Source organism: Rhizorhabdus sp. P4_G6, from assembly GCF_056401045.1.
Genome location: NZ_JBFUKC010000003.1, coordinates 227,612 through 243,516 on the forward strand (window position 1 = coordinate 227,612; position 15,905 = coordinate 243,516).

General features: G+C 64.0%; 20 protein-coding genes. 14 read left to right on the forward strand and 6 right to left on the reverse strand.

All coding sequences use genetic code 11. The annotated features are described in order from the left end of the window. The first annotated feature begins 82 nt into the window (after positions 1-82). Positions 83-376, forward strand: a complete 294-nt coding sequence (locus tag AC1DPF_RS05220; protein ID WP_477870987.1) for a hypothetical protein — start codon at positions 83-85, stop codon at positions 374-376. 593 nt (positions 377-969) lie between these two features. Then, complete coding sequence (locus tag AC1DPF_RS05225; RefSeq protein ID WP_477960069.1) at positions 970-1,368, forward strand: PRC-barrel domain-containing protein; 399 nt, start codon at positions 970-972, stop codon at positions 1,366-1,368. Here AC1DPF_RS05225 and AC1DPF_RS05230 read toward each other — a convergent pair. From AC1DPF_RS05230 to AC1DPF_RS05245, 4 genes are all read right to left on the reverse strand, one after another. Continuing rightward, a complete protein-coding gene (locus AC1DPF_RS05230; protein ID WP_477960071.1) occupies positions 1,359-2,030 on the reverse strand; it encodes an aquaporin in 672 nt (223 codons plus the stop codon). The genes AC1DPF_RS05225 and AC1DPF_RS05230 overlap by 10 nt on opposite strands. Further along, positions 2,027-2,539: an arsenate reductase ArsC gene (locus tag AC1DPF_RS05235; protein ID WP_477870981.1), complete on the reverse strand. Its 513-nt coding sequence runs from the start codon at positions 2,537-2,539 to the stop codon at positions 2,027-2,029. Before AC1DPF_RS05235 ends, AC1DPF_RS05230 begins: the two co-directional genes overlap by 4 nt. Positions 2,540-2,550: 11 nt before the next feature. After that, complete coding sequence (locus AC1DPF_RS05240) at positions 2,551-2,886, reverse strand: ArsR/SmtB family transcription factor (RefSeq protein WP_477870979.1); 336 nt, start codon at positions 2,884-2,886, stop codon at positions 2,551-2,553. 99 nt (positions 2,887-2,985) lie between these two features. Beyond that, positions 2,986-3,330, reverse strand: a complete 345-nt coding sequence (locus AC1DPF_RS05245; protein ID WP_477960073.1) for a hypothetical protein — start codon at positions 3,328-3,330, stop codon at positions 2,986-2,988. Between the two features lie 302 nt (positions 3,331-3,632). Between AC1DPF_RS05245 and AC1DPF_RS05250 the strand changes: the two genes are divergently transcribed. The 5 genes from AC1DPF_RS05250 (at position 3,633) to AC1DPF_RS05270 (ending at position 7,079) form a co-directional block, all read left to right on the forward strand. After that, complete coding sequence (locus AC1DPF_RS05250) at positions 3,633-4,343, forward strand: cistern family PEP-CTERM protein (RefSeq protein WP_477960075.1); 711 nt, start codon at positions 3,633-3,635, stop codon at positions 4,341-4,343. Between the two features lie 27 nt (positions 4,344-4,370). Further along, positions 4,371-4,724, forward strand: a complete 354-nt coding sequence (locus tag AC1DPF_RS05255) for a DMT family protein (RefSeq protein ID WP_477960077.1) — start codon at positions 4,371-4,373, stop codon at positions 4,722-4,724. Positions 4,725-4,786: 62 nt separating this feature from the next. Then, positions 4,787-5,338 (forward strand): ATP-dependent protease subunit HslV, encoded by a 552-nt coding sequence (hslV, locus tag AC1DPF_RS05260; RefSeq protein WP_477870971.1) that lies wholly within the window; start codon positions 4,787-4,789, stop codon positions 5,336-5,338. 62 nt (positions 5,339-5,400) lie between these two features. Beyond that, entirely contained in the window at positions 5,401-6,702 is a 1,302-nt protein-coding gene (hslU, locus tag AC1DPF_RS05265) for an ATP-dependent protease ATPase subunit HslU (protein WP_477870969.1), read from the forward strand. Positions 6,703-6,716: 14 nt separating this feature from the next. Beyond that, positions 6,717-7,079: an ArsC family reductase gene (locus AC1DPF_RS05270; protein WP_477870967.1), complete on the forward strand. Its 363-nt coding sequence runs from the start codon at positions 6,717-6,719 to the stop codon at positions 7,077-7,079. 172 nt (positions 7,080-7,251) lie between these two features. On the opposite strand, the gene AC1DPF_RS05275 is transcribed toward AC1DPF_RS05270, so the two are convergent. Continuing rightward, positions 7,252-8,514: a GGDEF domain-containing protein gene (locus tag AC1DPF_RS05275; protein ID WP_477960079.1), complete on the reverse strand. Its 1,263-nt coding sequence runs from the start codon at positions 8,512-8,514 to the stop codon at positions 7,252-7,254. Positions 8,515-8,560: 46 nt separating this feature from the next. On the opposite strand from AC1DPF_RS05275, the gene purT reads away from it, so the two are divergent. The 4 genes from purT to AC1DPF_RS05295 all read left to right on the forward strand — a co-directional run bounded on the left by purT (position 8,561) and on the right by AC1DPF_RS05295 (position 11,669). Then, positions 8,561-9,745 carry a formate-dependent phosphoribosylglycinamide formyltransferase gene (gene purT / locus AC1DPF_RS05280; protein WP_477960081.1) on the forward strand — a complete coding sequence of 395 codons (1,185 nt, stop codon included), beginning with the start codon at positions 8,561-8,563 and terminating at the stop codon, positions 9,743-9,745. Continuing rightward, positions 9,745-10,128: a RidA family protein gene (locus AC1DPF_RS05285; RefSeq protein ID WP_477960083.1), complete on the forward strand. Its 384-nt coding sequence runs from the start codon at positions 9,745-9,747 to the stop codon at positions 10,126-10,128. Before purT ends, AC1DPF_RS05285 begins: the two co-directional genes overlap by 1 nt. Positions 10,129-10,173: 45 nt before the next feature. Then, entirely contained in the window at positions 10,174-11,196 is a 1,023-nt protein-coding gene (locus AC1DPF_RS05290) for an aldo/keto reductase (RefSeq protein ID WP_477960085.1), read from the forward strand. 158 nt (positions 11,197-11,354) lie between these two features. Further along, complete coding sequence (locus AC1DPF_RS05295) at positions 11,355-11,669, forward strand: UrcA family protein (protein ID WP_477960087.1); 315 nt, start codon at positions 11,355-11,357, stop codon at positions 11,667-11,669. 72 nt (positions 11,670-11,741) lie between these two features. Here AC1DPF_RS05295 and AC1DPF_RS05300 read toward each other — a convergent pair whose 3' ends face one another. Beyond that, positions 11,742-12,104 carry a hypothetical protein gene (locus AC1DPF_RS05300; RefSeq protein WP_477960089.1) on the reverse strand — a complete coding sequence of 121 codons (363 nt, stop codon included), beginning with the start codon at positions 12,102-12,104 and terminating at the stop codon, positions 11,742-11,744. A gap of 192 nt (positions 12,105-12,296) precedes the next feature. On the opposite strand from AC1DPF_RS05300, the gene cysD reads away from it, so the two are divergent. From cysD to AC1DPF_RS05315, 3 genes are read left to right on the forward strand one after another with little or no spacing between them, the layout of a single operon-like run. Beyond that, positions 12,297-13,202, forward strand: a complete 906-nt coding sequence (cysD, locus tag AC1DPF_RS05305) for a sulfate adenylyltransferase subunit CysD (protein ID WP_477870953.1) — start codon at positions 12,297-12,299, stop codon at positions 13,200-13,202. After that, a complete protein-coding gene (gene cysN / locus AC1DPF_RS05310; RefSeq protein WP_477870951.1) occupies positions 13,202-15,127 on the forward strand; it encodes a sulfate adenylyltransferase subunit CysN in 1,926 nt (641 codons plus the stop codon). The genes cysD and cysN overlap by 1 nt, the downstream gene beginning before the upstream one ends. After that, complete coding sequence (locus AC1DPF_RS05315; RefSeq protein WP_477871408.1) at positions 15,127-15,864, forward strand: 3'(2'),5'-bisphosphate nucleotidase CysQ; 738 nt, start codon at positions 15,127-15,129, stop codon at positions 15,862-15,864. The genes cysN and AC1DPF_RS05315 overlap by 1 nt, the downstream gene beginning before the upstream one ends. The last annotated feature ends 41 nt before the right edge of the window (positions 15,865-15,905 follow it).

Here is a 15,905-nt window from a genome sequence, read left to right on the forward strand (position 1 = left end):
CGCGGCCTTCTGGGGCATCTGGCGGGGAACCTTTCGCAGAAGCGAGCGCTCATGATCCGGTGCAACGACCGGAGTGACCATCATGCACATCCTGAAGATCGCTGGACTGACGGCGGCCTGCCTTGGGCTCGCGGCCTGCGGAGGCAAAGGCGATGACAAGCTGGGCGATCAGGCCAGGCAGGCCATGGACAACCGGGCCGACGCCATGGACGCCGCAGCGGACAACTTGTCCGGCACCGCCGAGGACATGATGCAGGCTCGTGCCGACGCGACGCGCGAAGCCGGAGAAGCGAAGGAAAAGGCGATCGACAAGTCGGACGTCAATGCGGACGCGATGACGAACGCACAGAAGGCGGCGATCGTGAACGGGATGTGATCCCGGGCGGAGCGGCAGCCGCGAGCGTATCCGCGCTCGCGGTTCCCCCAGCGCTTATCCTCCGAGCGCGTGCTCTTCAGCCGTTACGGGAAGGCCGCGCTGTGGATGCGAGAAGGTCGCACCCGTGATCCATATTGCGGACAGACCTAGTATCGCGAGAAGCAGGCTTATCATCAGTACATATCGGACGATGTGTGGCGTGTCGCCGCCACGGGCCTCTCGGGTGTCGAGATGTATTTCGTCGCCTATTTTTTTCATGGCTACTCTCCGGGGCGCTGCCATTTCTTCGCATGTGGCAACGACCGATCATCGTGCGGTTTGGGGCCACATCGCCGACGCGCATGGCTCCTCAAAAGGCTGTTGGCCTCCTGCGCCACCTTCTTCCAGCGGACGCGCCAAGCAACCACTTGACCTATATCACTTCAGCCCGCGTCGAACCAGATCAACTATGTCCGGCGACGGAGCCGTTCCGGCCGTTTCCCAGCCGAAATCAGCTGGAACGTTCGGCGATGCACTGTGTTTATGGAAGGCGCGCGATATCGCCCCGCCACTCGATCATCGCTCTACGCGGTTGGGGGCAGGAGGATGGAATCATGGAAGAGCCTATGTCCGAGGCCGGCGCCAATCCGAGCCACCGGCTTATCCTGGGCAGTCGTGTTCAAGGCGCCGCGGTCTTCAATCAAGAAGGAGAGGCGATCGGCCATGTCGACGACCTGTCGATCRAGCGGGTCAGCGGCACGGTGATCTACGCGATCATGTCGTTCGGCGGTTTCCTGGGCATCGGAGAGAAATTTCACCCGATACCCTGGTCGATGCTCGACTATGATCCTGCCCGCGGCGGCTATGTCGTCCCGCTGGACCGGGCTGAGCTGAAAGGCGCGCCGCATTATGGGCGCGACGAACTCGTCTCGCTGGGCGGCCCCAGCCATCGCGGCTATGAAGAGCAGATTTTCCAATATTATAGTGCCTATGGGCCGATGCCCTATTGGTGACGCGGAGAACCGGCTTCGATCAGCCAGCCGAAAAAGAGGATGCCGCCGAGCGTGCCGACGATCTGGCCGGCGACGAACATCGGTGCCGATACGGGGGCTATGCCGGCGAAGCTGTCCGACAGGCTGCGGGCAACCGTCACAGCGGGGTTGGCGAAGGATGTCGATGCGGTGAACCAATAGGCCGCGGTGATATAGAGCCCGACCGCGGCTGGCGTAAACTCTGGGCGACTTCGCTGGGTGGACAGGATCGTCCCAATCAGGCCGAAGGTGGCGACCGCCTCGGAGAGGCCCTGCGCCGGACCTGCGCGCAGCTTGGCTGAAAGCTGGAGCAGCGGTTCGGCGAACATGGCGTGGGCCAGCCAGACCCCTCCGACGGCCCCGGCGAACTGCGCAACCACGAAGGCGATCGCCGCGCGGGGCGCGATTTGCCGCCGGACCAGAATTGCCAGCGTCACGACGGGATTGAAATGTGCGCCGGAGATCGGGCCGAACATGTGGATCAGCACGATCAGTCCGGCCCCCGTGGCGATGGTGTTGCCGAGCAGGGCTATCGCATCGTTGCCGCCCGCCAGCCGCTCGCCCATGATGCCGGAGCCGACGACGATCGCGAGGAGCAGAGCGGTGCCGGTGAACTCGGCGGCTAGCGGGCGAGCGAGGTTCATGCCGTCGTGGGCATGTCGCTCGCGACACCGATATCGTCCATGTGGCGCTGCATCGACAGCCGATCGAGACTGTCCATGGGCAGGCTGGCAAACAGGCTGACGCGGTTGTGGAGTTGGCGATAGGCCTCGGCGAAGGCGAGCGCGATAAGGGAATCCGATCCTTCTGCCGCCGCCGGATCGGCGATCCCCCAATGTGCGCGGATCGGCTGGCCCGGCCAGACCGGGCAGGCTTCGCCCGCGGCATTGTCGCAGACCGTCATGATGAAATCGATGGGCGGCGCGTCTGCGCCCGCGAATTCGTCCCAGCTTTTCGAGCGGAGACCGGCCGTCTCGTAGCCCAGGCTGTTCAAGAGCCTGATCGCGTGCGGGTGCACCACGCCCTTGGGGAAGGAGCCTGCGGAAAACGCCGTGAACTTGCCCGCGCCGATCCGGTTCATGATGCACTCGGCGAGGATCGAGCGGGCGCTGTTGCCGGTGCAGAGGAACAGCACATTGTAGGACGCGCTCATGCTTATGCCTTTCAGTTTCTGGGAGAGCAGGCGAGTTCGGTTGCCGGTCCGCAAATTTCGGGGTGGCCGGCACAGCAATCCTCGACGAGAAACCCAAGCAGGGCGCGCATGCCTACATAATCGGCGGCGTAGATCACCGAGCGGCCTTCGCGACGCGAGCGGATCAGGCCCGCATGGCCGAGGATGGTCAGGTGCGTCGACAGGGTGTTGGGCAGGGCGCCGATCTCGCGGGCAATGTCACCGGCGGCAAGGCCATCGGGGCCTGCGCGGACGAGCAGGCGAAAGACGGCGAGACGGCTGCCATGGGCCAGCGCGGAGAGGGCCTCCACGGCATCAGGGAATTGCATAGGCCACCATGCCTCGATTCGATAATTCGACTATTGCCGAATAGACGAATTATATGTCGATGCAATCAGGCGATTGTGATCGGGAGTTCGGCGTCGCGTTCAGTGTCCGTCGGCGGCGATCGGGAGCGTCGCGCTATCGCTGGCCGGCGCGACGCTCGCCATGGCGGGGCCGGCTGGCGTGCAATGGTGGCGTTCGAGCATCTTGGCATGGATATAGGCGGCCTGGCGGTATGTCAGCCGCTTGGGCCCGACCGAGGCGATGGCGCGGGAGAAGGCCAGCATGTCGGCGCGGCGAGCGGCGTCGTCCGGGAGGAATTCGGGGCAGGTGAATCGCTGGTCGATCTCCGCCAGCACCACGGGAAGGTCCGCGGCAGCGGCAGGCACAGCCGCGGCAAGCGCCATCATTCCAGCCGCCATGACGTCCCACCCTTGGTTGCCCACCATCGTCACTCCCTGCACATGCATGGCAGCGCGGCCAGCGGCGATTGAACGCTGGAGCAGGCTAGCGGTTCATTATGATATTCCGATGAAACGAGAATTTTTGAGGTTGAGCCGGGCGGCGCGCGCTGGTCACCAAGGCTTCAGCCGCAACGACACCCGGAGGTGCGCGCGTTGTTGGAAAATCGTAAACTATTGTCCGGCTATGCCGGGCCGATGCGGCGCAAGGATGGTATTTGTTACGGCGATGTGCTAGTCAGCGAGCAACCATTGGCGATGGGAGCCCGTGGCGATGTGGGGCATGTGTTATGATGCGTAGCGTGAAGGCAGCGGTCGCGGCCGCGATGATGTTCGCCGGCATGGCCGTTCCGGCGGCTGCCGCAGTGGTCGTCAACGCCGCCAACACCGGCTATAATTTCGTCGTCGATTATACCGGGCAGGTCGGCGGCTCGACCACGAACCTGATCGGATCGCTCGGGAGCTTCACCTTCACCGGCGTGAGCGGCAACGGCCTCACCTATAATTTCAACTATTCGATGCTGAACGATTCGAGCGTGTCGTCACGCCTGACTTCGTTCGGTTTCAACACCAACCCGAACATCGCGTCCGGAAGTTCTACCGGCACCTTCGCCAGCACCAATTTCAACAATAATTTCCCCGAAGGCTTCGGTACCGTCGACATCTGCTTCGAGGCGGACGGCAACGGAAATTGCACCGGCGGCAGCGGCGGCGTGAACACGAACGCGACCGGAACGGGTACGTTCGCGCTGACCTTCGCGAATGTGATGCAGTCGGTGTCGCTCGACAGCTTCGTGAGCCGCTACCAGTCGATCAATCCCTCGATCAACGGCTCGAGCTCCGGCATCGGCGTCGGCGCGCTGGTCTCGTCGACGGGCGGTGGCCCGGTCTCGACCGCGCCGGAACCCGGCACCTGGCTGATGATGCTCGGCGGCTTCGGCCTGGTCGGCTATGCGCTCCGTCGGCGCCGGGTATCGTTGCCGCTTCCGCAACTCGCCTGATCATTCCCAGTACGCGGTTTGGGCGTTATGGCACCGGCCATGACGTTTACGCCGCTTGTCCTGCTGGTCTGCTCCAACATCTTCATGACGGTGGCCTGGTACGGCCATCTCAAGTTCACCGATGCCAGGTTGTGGATCGTCATCCTCGCCTCATGGGGCATCGCCCTGATCGAATATTGCTTCGCCGTGCCGGCCAACCGGATCGGCTATCTCCACGGCTGGAGTGCCGGGCAGCTCAAGATCACCCAGGAAATCGTTACTCTGCTGGTGTTCGCGGTCTTTGCCGTCGTCGTACTGGGCGAGCCGCTGGGCTGGCGTCATGCCGGTGCCTTCGCCTGCCTGATCGGCGCGGCGGCGTTCATGTTCGCGGGCAAAAGCTGATCGCGATTGCGCAGCCGTAAGCAGCACCCCATATCCGGCCTCGGCAAAGCATCAGGACGGATATGAGCGAACTTCCAAAATGGCATGGCACCACGATCCTGTCGGTGCGCAGGGGCGGCAAGGTTGTGGTGATCGGCGACGGCCAGGTCTCCATGGGCAATACGGTGATGAAGCCCAACGCCCGCAAGGTGCGTAAACTCGGCGATGGATCGGTGATCGGCGGCTTCGCCGGGGCAACCGCTGATGCCTTCACCCTGTTCGATCGGCTGGAGCGCAAGCTGGAGCAGCATGGCGGGCAGCTGCTGCGATCGGCCGTTGAGCTGGCGAAGGACTGGCGCACCGACAAATATCTGCGCAATCTCGAGGCGATGATGATCGTCGCCGACAAGGAGGTGACGCTGATCCTGACCGGCAATGGCGACGTGCTCGAACCCGTCGGCGGTGTCGCCGCGATCGGATCGGGCGGTAATTTTGCGCTGTCGGCGGCACGGGCGCTGGTCGATTACGAGGCTGACGCCGAGACCCTCAGCCGCAAGGCGATGGCGATTGCCGCCGAGCTGTGCGTCTTCACCAACGAAAATCTGACGATCGAGACGCTCGACAGCGTCGCCTGACCTTCTTCCTTCCCGCACAGAGCGCCGCGGTTTCCTGCCGCGCGTCGAAAGCATAGAGCGATATGAACGACAGTCTGACACCCAAAGCCATCGTCACCGCGCTCGACGCGCACATTGTCGGCCAGGCCGATGCCAAGCGCGCCGTCGCCGTCGCGCTGCGCAACCGCTGGCGTCGCCAGCGCCTGCCGGAGGCGCTACGTGACGAGGTCACGCCCAAGAATATCCTGATGATCGGGCCGACAGGGTGCGGCAAGACCGAGATCAGCCGGCGGCTGGCGAAGCTGGCGGATGCGCCCTTCGTGAAGGTCGAGGCGACCAAGTTCACCGAAGTCGGCTATGTCGGCCGGGATGTCGAGCAGATCGCCCGCGACCTGGTCGAGGAAGCGGTGCGGCTCGAGAAGGAGCGCCGCCGCGCGGCCGTGAAGGACAAGGCGGAGGAGGCGGCGATGGCGCGCCTGCTCGACGCGCTCGTCGGCAAGGATGCCAGCGAGGCGACCCGGCTGAGCTTCCGCCAGCGCTTCGATGAGCATCAGCTCGACGACAAGGAAATCGAGATCGAGGTCGAGGATTCGGGCGGCACACCGTTCGAGATGCCCGGCATGGGTGGCCAGATCGGCATGATCAACCTGAGCGACATGATGAGCAAGGCGATGGGCCAGAACAGGACCAAGCGCCGCAAGATGACGGTGCGCGCGGCCTGGTCCAAGCTCGTCGAGGAAGAGGCCGACAAGCGGCTCGACCAGGATGAGGTCAGCCGCGTCGCGCTGCAGGATGCCGAGCAGAACGGCATCGTCTTCCTGGATGAGATCGACAAGATCGCGGTGTCCGACGTGCGCGGAGGATCGGTGAGCCGCGAAGGCGTGCAGCGCGACCTGCTGCCGCTGATCGAGGGCACCACCGTCGCGACCAAATATGGCCCGCTCAAGACCGACCACATATTGTTCATCGCCTCGGGCGCCTTCCATGTAGCGAAGCCGTCCGACCTGCTGCCCGAGTTGCAGGGCCGCCTGCCGATCCGGGTCGAGCTCAAGGCGCTGACCGAAGCCGACTTCGTCCGCATCCTGTCCGACACCCGGGCCAGCCTGACCGAGCAATATCGCGCGCTGATCGGCACCGAAGGTGTCGAGATCGGCTTCACCGAGGACGGCATCGCCGCGATCGCGAAGATCGCCGCCGAGGTGAATGGGCAGATCGAGAATATCGGCGCGCGGCGGTTGTCGACGGTGATGGAAAAGCTGCTCGAGGAGATCAGCTTCAACGCGGAAGATCGCCTCGGCAGCACGCTCACCGTCGATGCCGCCTATGTCAACGGGCAGCTGAGCGAGATCGCGCGGAACACCGACCTGTCGAAATATGTGCTGTAGGGAGGAGCGGGACGATGGCGATCACCATGTACGGCATCAAGAATTGCGACACGATCAAGAAGGCGCGCACATGGCTGGAGGAGCGGCGCCTCGGCTATGACTTCCACGACTACAAGGCATCGGGCATCGATCGCGAGACGCTGCAGGGCTGGGTGGACGAGCTCGGCTGGGAGGTGCTGCTCAACCGGGCGGGAACGACCTTCCGCAAGCTGCCCGATGCCGATCGTGCCGATATCGACGCGACCAAGGCGATCGCACTCATGCAGGCACAGCCTTCGATGATCAAGCGGCCGGTGCTGGAAGCGGACGGGCGGTTGCTGGTAGGCTTCAAGCCCGACGCCTATCAGGCGAAGCTGGGCGAGCTTAAGACCGGCTAAACCGGATCTGCAGCCTAAATCAGCACGTGTTAAACCTGACGCATTAACCATTCTGTCATCCCAGCGACGGCTGGGATCCCGGGAGGATATGAGCGCCCCTCGACACGCACGAGACCCCAGCCTTCGCTGGGGTGACGGTGGAGGGAGTGAGCCCGATTAAAAGCGCTTGGCTCTAGATGACGGGTGCGGCCGTGCGATCGATGGTGGTGCGGTTGCGGCCGCCTTCCTTGGATGCGTAGAGCGCGCGATCGGCACGCTTGAGGATGTCTGCCAGGATCCGGTCCCCGAGCGTCATGCTCGCCATCCCGAAGCTTGCCGTGAGCAAGGCCGCCTCTTCGCCGATCCGCATCGTCATGATTCGTTCGCGCAACGCCTCGACCCGCATATGTGCCGCTTCGACTCCGCAGTCGGGGAAGAACAGGACGAACTCCTCGCCCCCGAACCGGCCATGGAGATCCGGGCCGACCTGCTGCCCGAACAAGGCGGTGAGCCGGCAGAGCACCTCGTCGCCATGTCCATGGCCGTAGAGATCGTTGATGTACTTGAAGTGATCCACATCGCAGATGGCGATCGTCAGCGGCCGTCTGGTGGCGCGCGCTTCGGCCATCAGACGGCTGCCGGTCGCGTCGATCGCGCGTCGATTGGGGGCTCCGGTGAGCGAGTCCGTGTCGGCTGCGGCGCGCAGCTTCTCTGCAAGGTCGCCGGCCAGCAGGTACAGCGAGAAGATGCCGGCGGCGACGGTCATCGCTGGCAGGCCGAGGAAGACGATCAGCTTATAGGCTTGTTCCAGCCCCGGCGAACTGGTGTCGCCCATCGCCGCCAGCACAAGTCCTCCGCTGAACTCGACCGCCGCCATCGCCACGCTAGTGAAGATGATCGGACGTTCGCCGAGCCGCATCTGTCGGCCGGGCCGCCACATCGCAGTGATGCCGAACAGCAGCACGCCGGACGCGTAGATCGGAACGACAGCGGCGCGGAAGCCGCGATTGGGCTCGGCGATGCTGAACCACAGGATGAGGAGCAATGCGAGGGCGTGGCTGGCGGCGAACCGGCCCAACAAGAGGGGCAGGCGCCCCCGCAGCCGATAGGCGAGCGCCGCAGTGATCGGGGTCGCCATCGCGATGGCGCTGACGAGAAGGTTGAAGGCGATGCTGCCGCGGAACGCGAATATATAGATCGCGTCGGTGATGTAGAGCAGTACGTTGCCGCCGAATGCGCCTGCCAGCACATAAGTAACGCGCGGCTGTCCCAGGGTGCGCGCCGCGAGAAGCATCGCAAGCGCCATCAGCGTGTTGATCAACAGCAACACGGAAAAAATGAAGACGTCGGTCGACACAGACCTTTGCTCCCCAAGCCCCGCGCCACCATAAGCCGCGCCCGACACGGCGGAAAGCAGATTGCGATTTGCGATGCCTGCGCTGCGCCCGCGCTTCACGTCGGCTGCTTTTCTGTCTATCGGCCATCGCCGAGGAGATACCTGGATGACCCCTATCGCGAAGATCCTGCTGCTCGGCTCGGGTGAACTGGGCCGCGAGTTCGTGATCGCGGCCAAGCGCCTGGGCGCGCATGTGATTGCCTGCGATTCCTACGCCGGGGCGCCGGCGATGCAGCTTGCCGACGAGTGCGAGATATTCTCGATGCTCGATGAAGAGGCCCTTGCCGCTGTCATCGAAAAGCACAGGCCGGACCATATCGTCCCCGAGGTCGAAGCCATCCGCACCGAGGTGCTCAAGACCTTTGAGGATCGCGGCTTTTCCATCGTGCCGTCCGCGCGCGCGACGATACTGACAATGAATCGCGACCGCATCCGCGACGTGGCTGCGAACGAACTGGGGCTCACCACCTCGCGCTTTCTTTATGCGGAAAGCCTGGATGAGATGCGTGACGCCGTGCATGAAGTCGGAATTCCCTGTGTCGTCAAACCGGTGATGTCGTCGTCCGGCAAGGGCCAGAGCATCGTCTCCGCCGCCGGTGCGATCGATGCGGCTTGGGACTATGCGGTTGCGGGAATGCGGGGCGACCGGCAACGCGTGATCGTCGAGGCGTTCATCGCGTTCGACTACGAGATCACGCTGCTGACGATCCGTACCCGCGACGGCGTGCTGTTCTGCGATCCGATCGGGCACAGGCAGGAGCGCGGAGACTATCAGGAGAGCTGGCAGCCGACGCCGATGTCGCCGCGCGCGTTGTCCGCGGCGCAGGACATGGCGCGCAAGGTCGTCGACAATCTCGGCGGGTATGGGCTGTTCGGGGTCGAGTTCTTCGTGGCGGGCGAGAAGGTGATCTTTTCGGAGCTGTCGCCGCGCCCCCACGATACCGGCATGGTGACCTTGATCTCGCAGAACCTGACCGAGTTCGACCTCCACGCCCGGGCGATCCTGGGACTGCCGATCCCGCATGTCCACGCACTTGGCGCCGCCGCATCGGCGGTGATCCTCGCGGATCGCGACGCCGCGGACTTCCGCTTCGAGGGCCTTGCCGAGGCGCTGGCGCCGCGGCCTGGAATCGAGACCGACGTCCGGTTGTTCAGCAAGCCGGTGACGCGACCGAACCGACGCATGGGCGTCGCGCTGGCGCTCGCCCGCAATGGCACGACCGACGATGCCCGGGCGGCTGCCCGGGCCGCCGCCGAGAAGATAGTGATTTGTTATGGAGACGAAAGCTGATGCCCCGTACGTTGATTTCCTCGGGTTCGCCGTTCGAGAAGCAGGTGGGCTACAGCCGCGCCGTAGTGGATGGAGATTGGGCTTTCGTGGCGGGCACTACCGGCTACGACACCGAAACCCGGATCATGCCGGAGAGCGCGGCCGATCAGGCCCGCAATGCGCTGGGCCTGATCGCGCGAACGCTCGAAGGCGCAGGCTTCGCGATGGCGGATGTGGTCCGCGCCACCTATTATTTCACCGAAGCGGCCTATTGGGATGAAGTTGGCCCGGTGCTGGGCGAGGCGTTCGGCGAAATCAGGCCGGCGGCCACCGCGTTGGTGGTCGGGCTGGTCAGGCCCGAGATGAAGGTCGAGATAGAAGTGACCGCACTTCGGCGCGGTTGAACCGCAGCGCGGCTTTCCACTGCTGATCCTGAAGGAGAGATGTCCATGCGCTACAAGAAGCTCGGCAATACCGGCCTGCTCGTTTCCCAGCTCTGCCTGGGTGCGATGACCTTCGGCAGTGGCACCGAAGGATTAGGGGCATCGGTCGGAAACCTCCAGCAGGATGATGTCGACGCGATGGTGCGGCAGTCGTTCGACGCGGGAATCAATTTCATCGACACCGCCAACGTCTATGGTGCCGGCCGTTCCGAGGAGATGGTTGGCCAGGCGATCCGGAATCTCGGCCTGGCGCGCGATCAGCTGGTCGTCGCCACCAAGGTGATGGGACCGATGGGACAGGGGCCGAACCAGCGCGGCCTGTCGCGTTATCATATCATGGACGCGGTCAAGGCGAGCCTGAAGCGGCTGCAACTCGATCATATCGACCTCTATCAGGTGCATGGCGTCGACGCTGTGACGCCGATCGAGGAGACCATGGAGGCGCTCGATAGGCTCGTTCGCCATGGTCATGTCCGCTATATCGGCGTGTCGAACTGGGCGGCGTGGCAGATCGCCAAGGCGAACGGCGTTTCGGCGCGCCTGAACCTCGCGCGGTTCGCTTCGTTGCAGGCCTATTATACTATTGCCGGCCGCGACCTCGAGCGGGAGCTCGTGCCGATGATGCGCTCGGAAGGGCTGGGGCTGATGGTGTGGAGCCCGCTGGCGGGCGGTCTTCTTTCGGGAAAGTTCGCGCGTGGCGAGAGCATGCCGGGCGGGACGCGCCGCGCCACCTTCGAATTCCCGCCGGTCGATCACGACCGGGCCTATGCGATCATAGATGCCATGCGGCCGATTGCAGAAGCCAGGGGCGCATCGGTAGCGCAGATCGCGCTCGCCTGGCTGTTGCACCAGCCGGTCGTGACCAGCGTCATAGTGGGCGCCAGGCGGGTCGATCAGCTGGCGGACAATATCGCCTCGACCGAGGTTGTGCTGAGCAGTGATGAACTGGAGGCGCTTGACGCGATCAGCTCGCTTCCCGAGGAATATCCGGGATGGATGTTCAAGATGCAGAGTGGCTATCGCTCGTAATTGTAGATTTTGCCATGGATTGGCAATGTGAACAAATATTCAGGAAATTATGGGCTGCGATCCAATAAGAAATCTCATATTTTTCTGGGAAAATCCATTTGGCACGGTTCCTGCTGAGTGATGTGCATCGACAACGCACACTCGAAAGGGATCTTAAAATGAACAGCTTCAAGAACGCCGTCGCCGGCAGCTTTGCCCTCGTCGCCACCTTCGTCACCGTCGCTGCGGCGACGCCGCTGCGTGCCGCGCCGGTCAGCGTTGCCGTCGCCTATGGCGATCTCGACCTGAGCAGCGATGCCGGCGCCTCGGCGCTGCGCACCCGCATCAGCCGCGCCGCCCGCTTTGCCTGCGATCAGGATGCCGGCGGAAATCGCCTGAACGCAGCAAGCTGCCGCGACGAGGCGGTGAAAGCCGCACAGGCGCGGGTCGCGATGAAGAATGGCGAGACGAATGTGAAGCTCGCAGCGCGCTGAACCGGCATATGCCGGACTTCGGAACGCCGCCGGCCGAGCGTCTTCGGACACTCGCTGGCGGCTTCCCCCATATCAGAAACTGAAGGCCAGGGGCTGGTCACCCAACATTCCCGTCCCGCTGCCATGCTTCACGTTGCGCAGTGTGAAGCGGAAGGGGCCGGAGCGACGGTCGTCGCAGATCAGTGTGCCGATGCCGCCCCGAAACCTGTTGGTCTGCCGATATTGGAAATTGCCGACGCAGTGGATGCTTGCCGCGCCGTATAGTTCGATCGTTCCCCCGTCGCTATATTGGGTTATCGAGCCGGACAGGGGCGTGCCATCGTCCAGCGTGCCGGCGAGTTGCATCGTGGCGTCGCAGCTTGTCAGCAGGAACAGCGGCAGCACCAATAATATCCTGTAGCAATTCACGACCAACTCCCCCCAGTTGCCGTTCAAGGCGCAGCATATCATGGCCGAAACAAAAGAGATATCGCGGGCGATCCAGCTAATTTTTGCTAAGACTTGGTGATTGCCGCGCCCAAGTTACCCAGCCCGGCCGTCGCTGCGCGTGCAAACCCGCACATTTCCTTAGCGCTATCCAACATTTAATTTGGGGCGTCTGGTGCGCGGCTCCGATACTGACGACGCATGGCAAATAACATGACACATCTCGAGCGGCTCGAGGCGGAGAGCATTCACATCCTGCGAGAGGTGGTGGCCGAGTGCGAGCGTCCGGTGATGCTCTATTCGGTCGGCAAGGACAGCGCGGTGATGCTGCATTTGGCGCGCAAGGCCTTCTATCCGTCGCCGCCGCCCTTTCCGCTGCTGCATGTCGACACGACGTGGAAGTTCAAGGCGATGTACGAACTGCGCGACCGGATGGCGCGCGAGAGCGGGATGGAGCTTCTGGTCTATCACAACCAGGAGGCCAAGGACCGCGGCATCAATCCGTTCGACCACGGCGCGCTGCACACCGACATGTGGAAGACCGAGGGGTTGAAGCAGGCGCTGGATCTCTATGGTTTCGATGCGGCGTTCGGCGGCGCACGGCGCGACGAAGAGAAGAGCAGGGCCAAGGAGCGGATCTTCTCGTTCAGGACCGCGTCGCACGGCTGGGACCCGAAAAACCAGCGGCCCGAGCTGTGGAACCTCTACAATGCGAGGAAGGCCAGGGGCGAGAGCATCCGGATCTTCCCGATCTCGAACTGGACCGAGCTCGACATCTGGCAATATATCCAGCTCAACGACGTGCCGATCGTGCCGCTCTATTTCGCGGCCAAGCGCCCCACGGTGGAACGCGACGGCATGCTGCTGATGGTCGACGACGACCGCTTTCCGCTGGAACCCGGCGAGGTGCCGGTCGACCGCTCGATCCGGTTCCGCACCTTGGGCTGCTATCCGTTGACCGGCGCGGTCGAGAGCGAAGCGGCGACCTTGAGCGAGGTGATCCAGGAGATGCTGCTGACCACCACCTCCGAGCGGCAGGGCCGTGCGATCGACAAGGATGCCGGCGGCGCGGGCATGGAGAAGAAGAAACAGGAAGGCTATTTCTGATGACCGGGACGCTTCAGGACGCCGAGAGCGCCTATCAGGTCGACAAGCTGATTGCCCAGGACATCGATGCCTATCTCGACCAGCACCAGCACAAAACGCTGCTGCGCTTCATCACCTGCGGATCGGTCGACGACGGCAAGTCGACGCTGATCGGGCGGCTGCTGTACGACAGCAAGATGATTTTCGAGGACCAGCTGGCCGCGCTCGAAGCCGACAGCAAGCGGGTCGGCACCCAGGGCCAGGAGATCGACTTCGCCCTCCTCGTTGACGGACTCGCCGCAGAGCGTGAACAGGGCATCACCATCGATGTCGCCTATCGCTTCTTCTCGACCGAGAAGCGCAAGTTCATCGTCGCCGATACGCCGGGCCATGAGCAGTACACCCGCAACATGGTGACCGGCGCCTCGACCGCCGATCTCGCGGTGATCCTGATCGATGCGCGCAAGGGCGTGCTGACCCAGACCCGCCGCCACAGCTATCTGGCGCACCTGATCGGTATCCGCAACCTGGTGCTCGCGGTCAACAAGATGGACCTGGTCGGCTATGATCAGGCGGCCTACGACGCGATCGTCGCCGACTATGGCGCGTTCGCCAAGTCGATCGGCATCGAGCATTTCACGGCGATGCCGATCTCGGGCTTCAAGGGCGACAACATCACGCTCAGGAGCGAGAAAACGCCCTGGTATGCCGGGCCGACGCTGATGGAGCATCTCGAGACGGTCGAGCTCGACGTCACCTCGGCGCAGGGCGGGCCGTTCCGCATGCCGGTGCAGTGGGTCAACCGCCCCAATCTCGACTTTCGCGGCTTCGCCGGGCTGATCGCGAGCGGGACGGTCAAGCCCGGCGACAAGGTGCGGGTGCTACCATCGGGCAAGACCAGCAGCGTGGCACGGATCGTGACGCTGGGCGCCGATCTCGACGAGGGGATCGCCGGCCAGTCGGTGACGCTGACGCTGGCCGACGAAATCGACTGCTCGCGTGGCGACGTGATCGCGCTGGCGGACAATCCCCCGCAGGTCGCCGACCAGTTCGAGGCGACGGTCGTGTGGATGGCCGACGACGCGATGCTGCCGGGGCGGCCCTATTGGCTGAAGCTGGGTACGCAGACCGTCACAGCCAGCGTCCAGGCGCCGAAATATCAGGTCAACGTCAACACGATGGAGCATCTGGCGGCAAAGACGCTGGAATTGAACGCGATCGGCGTCGCAAACCTGTCGACCGACCGGCCGCTGGTGTTCGAAAGCTACGCCGACAACCGCGCGCTGGGCGGCTTCATCCTGATCGACAAGATCACCAATGCGACGGTAGCCGCCGGGATGCTGCACTTCAGCCTGCGCCGGGCGCAGAACGTCCATTGGCAGGCAACCGAGATCACGCGCGAGAAGCGCGCCGACCTGAAGAACCAGAAGCCCGCGGTGCTGTGGCTGACCGGCCTGTCGGGGGCGGGCAAGTCGACCATCGCCAACATCGTCGAGCGCAAGCTGACTCGGATGAACCGCCACGCCTTCTTGCTGGACGGCGACAATGTCCGCCACGGCCTCAACAAGGACCTGGGCTTCACCGATGCCGATCGGGTCGAGAATATCCGCCGGGTCGGCGAGGTCGCGAAGCTGATGACCGACGCCGGGCTGATCGTGATCACCGCGTTCATCTCGCCGTTCCGCGCCGAGCGCGACATGGTGCGCGCAATGATGGCGCCCGGCGAGTTCGTCGAGGTGCATATCGACACCAGCCTGGACGAAGCCGAGAAGCGCGACGTAAAGGGCCTCTATAAGAAGGCCCGCGCTGGAGAGCTCAAGAATTTCACCGGCATCGACAGTCCCTATGAAGCCCCCGAGCATCCCGAGATCCGCATCGACACCACGGCAATGTCCGCCGAGGATGCCGCCGATGCCATCATCGTGCAACTGCTGGGCGAGGCATGATGAACGACGTCGAACTGGCGATCCACATCGCCGAGACCGCAGGCCGCCTGCTGCTCGAGACGCGCCAGTCGGGCCGGTTCGAGGGCTCGGCGCTGGGGGCAGAGGGCGACCGTATCGCCAACGACTTCATCATGGAGACGCTGCGGCGCGAGCGGCCGGCCGATGCAATCCTCTCCGAGGAGGAGACGAATGACGTGTCGCGCTGCTCGGTCGAGCGCGTCTGGATCGTCGATCCGCTCGACGGCACGCGCGAATATGGCGAGGGTCGGACCGACTGGGCCGTGCATGTCGCGCTGGCGGTGGGCGGCGAAGCCGCGGCAGGCGCGGTGGCGCTGCCGGGGCTCGGCGTGACGCTGGACTCCGCCAGGCCGTTGCCGCTGGCGCCCACTCCCGCCAAATTGCGGATGCTGGTCAGCCGCACCCGGCCCGCGGCGGAAGCCGTCGCTGTGGCCAAGTCGCTCGGTGCCGAGCTGGTGCCGATGGGCTCGGCCGGCGCCAAGGCGATGGCGGTGGTGCGCGGCGAAGCCGATATCTATCTCCACTCGGGCGGGCAATATGAATGGGACAATTGCGCACCTGTCGCGGTTGCGCAGGCCGCCGGACTGCATTGCTCCCGGATCGATGGTTCACCGCTGCGCTACAACCTGCCCAATCCATGGCTGCCCGATCTGCTGATCTGCCCGGTGGAACTGGCCGATGAGGTGCTGCGGCTGGTGAGCGAGGTCACGCCCGCATAGTCGCGGCGATACGCACGCGTCGAGCAATTCTGCAGCAAAGG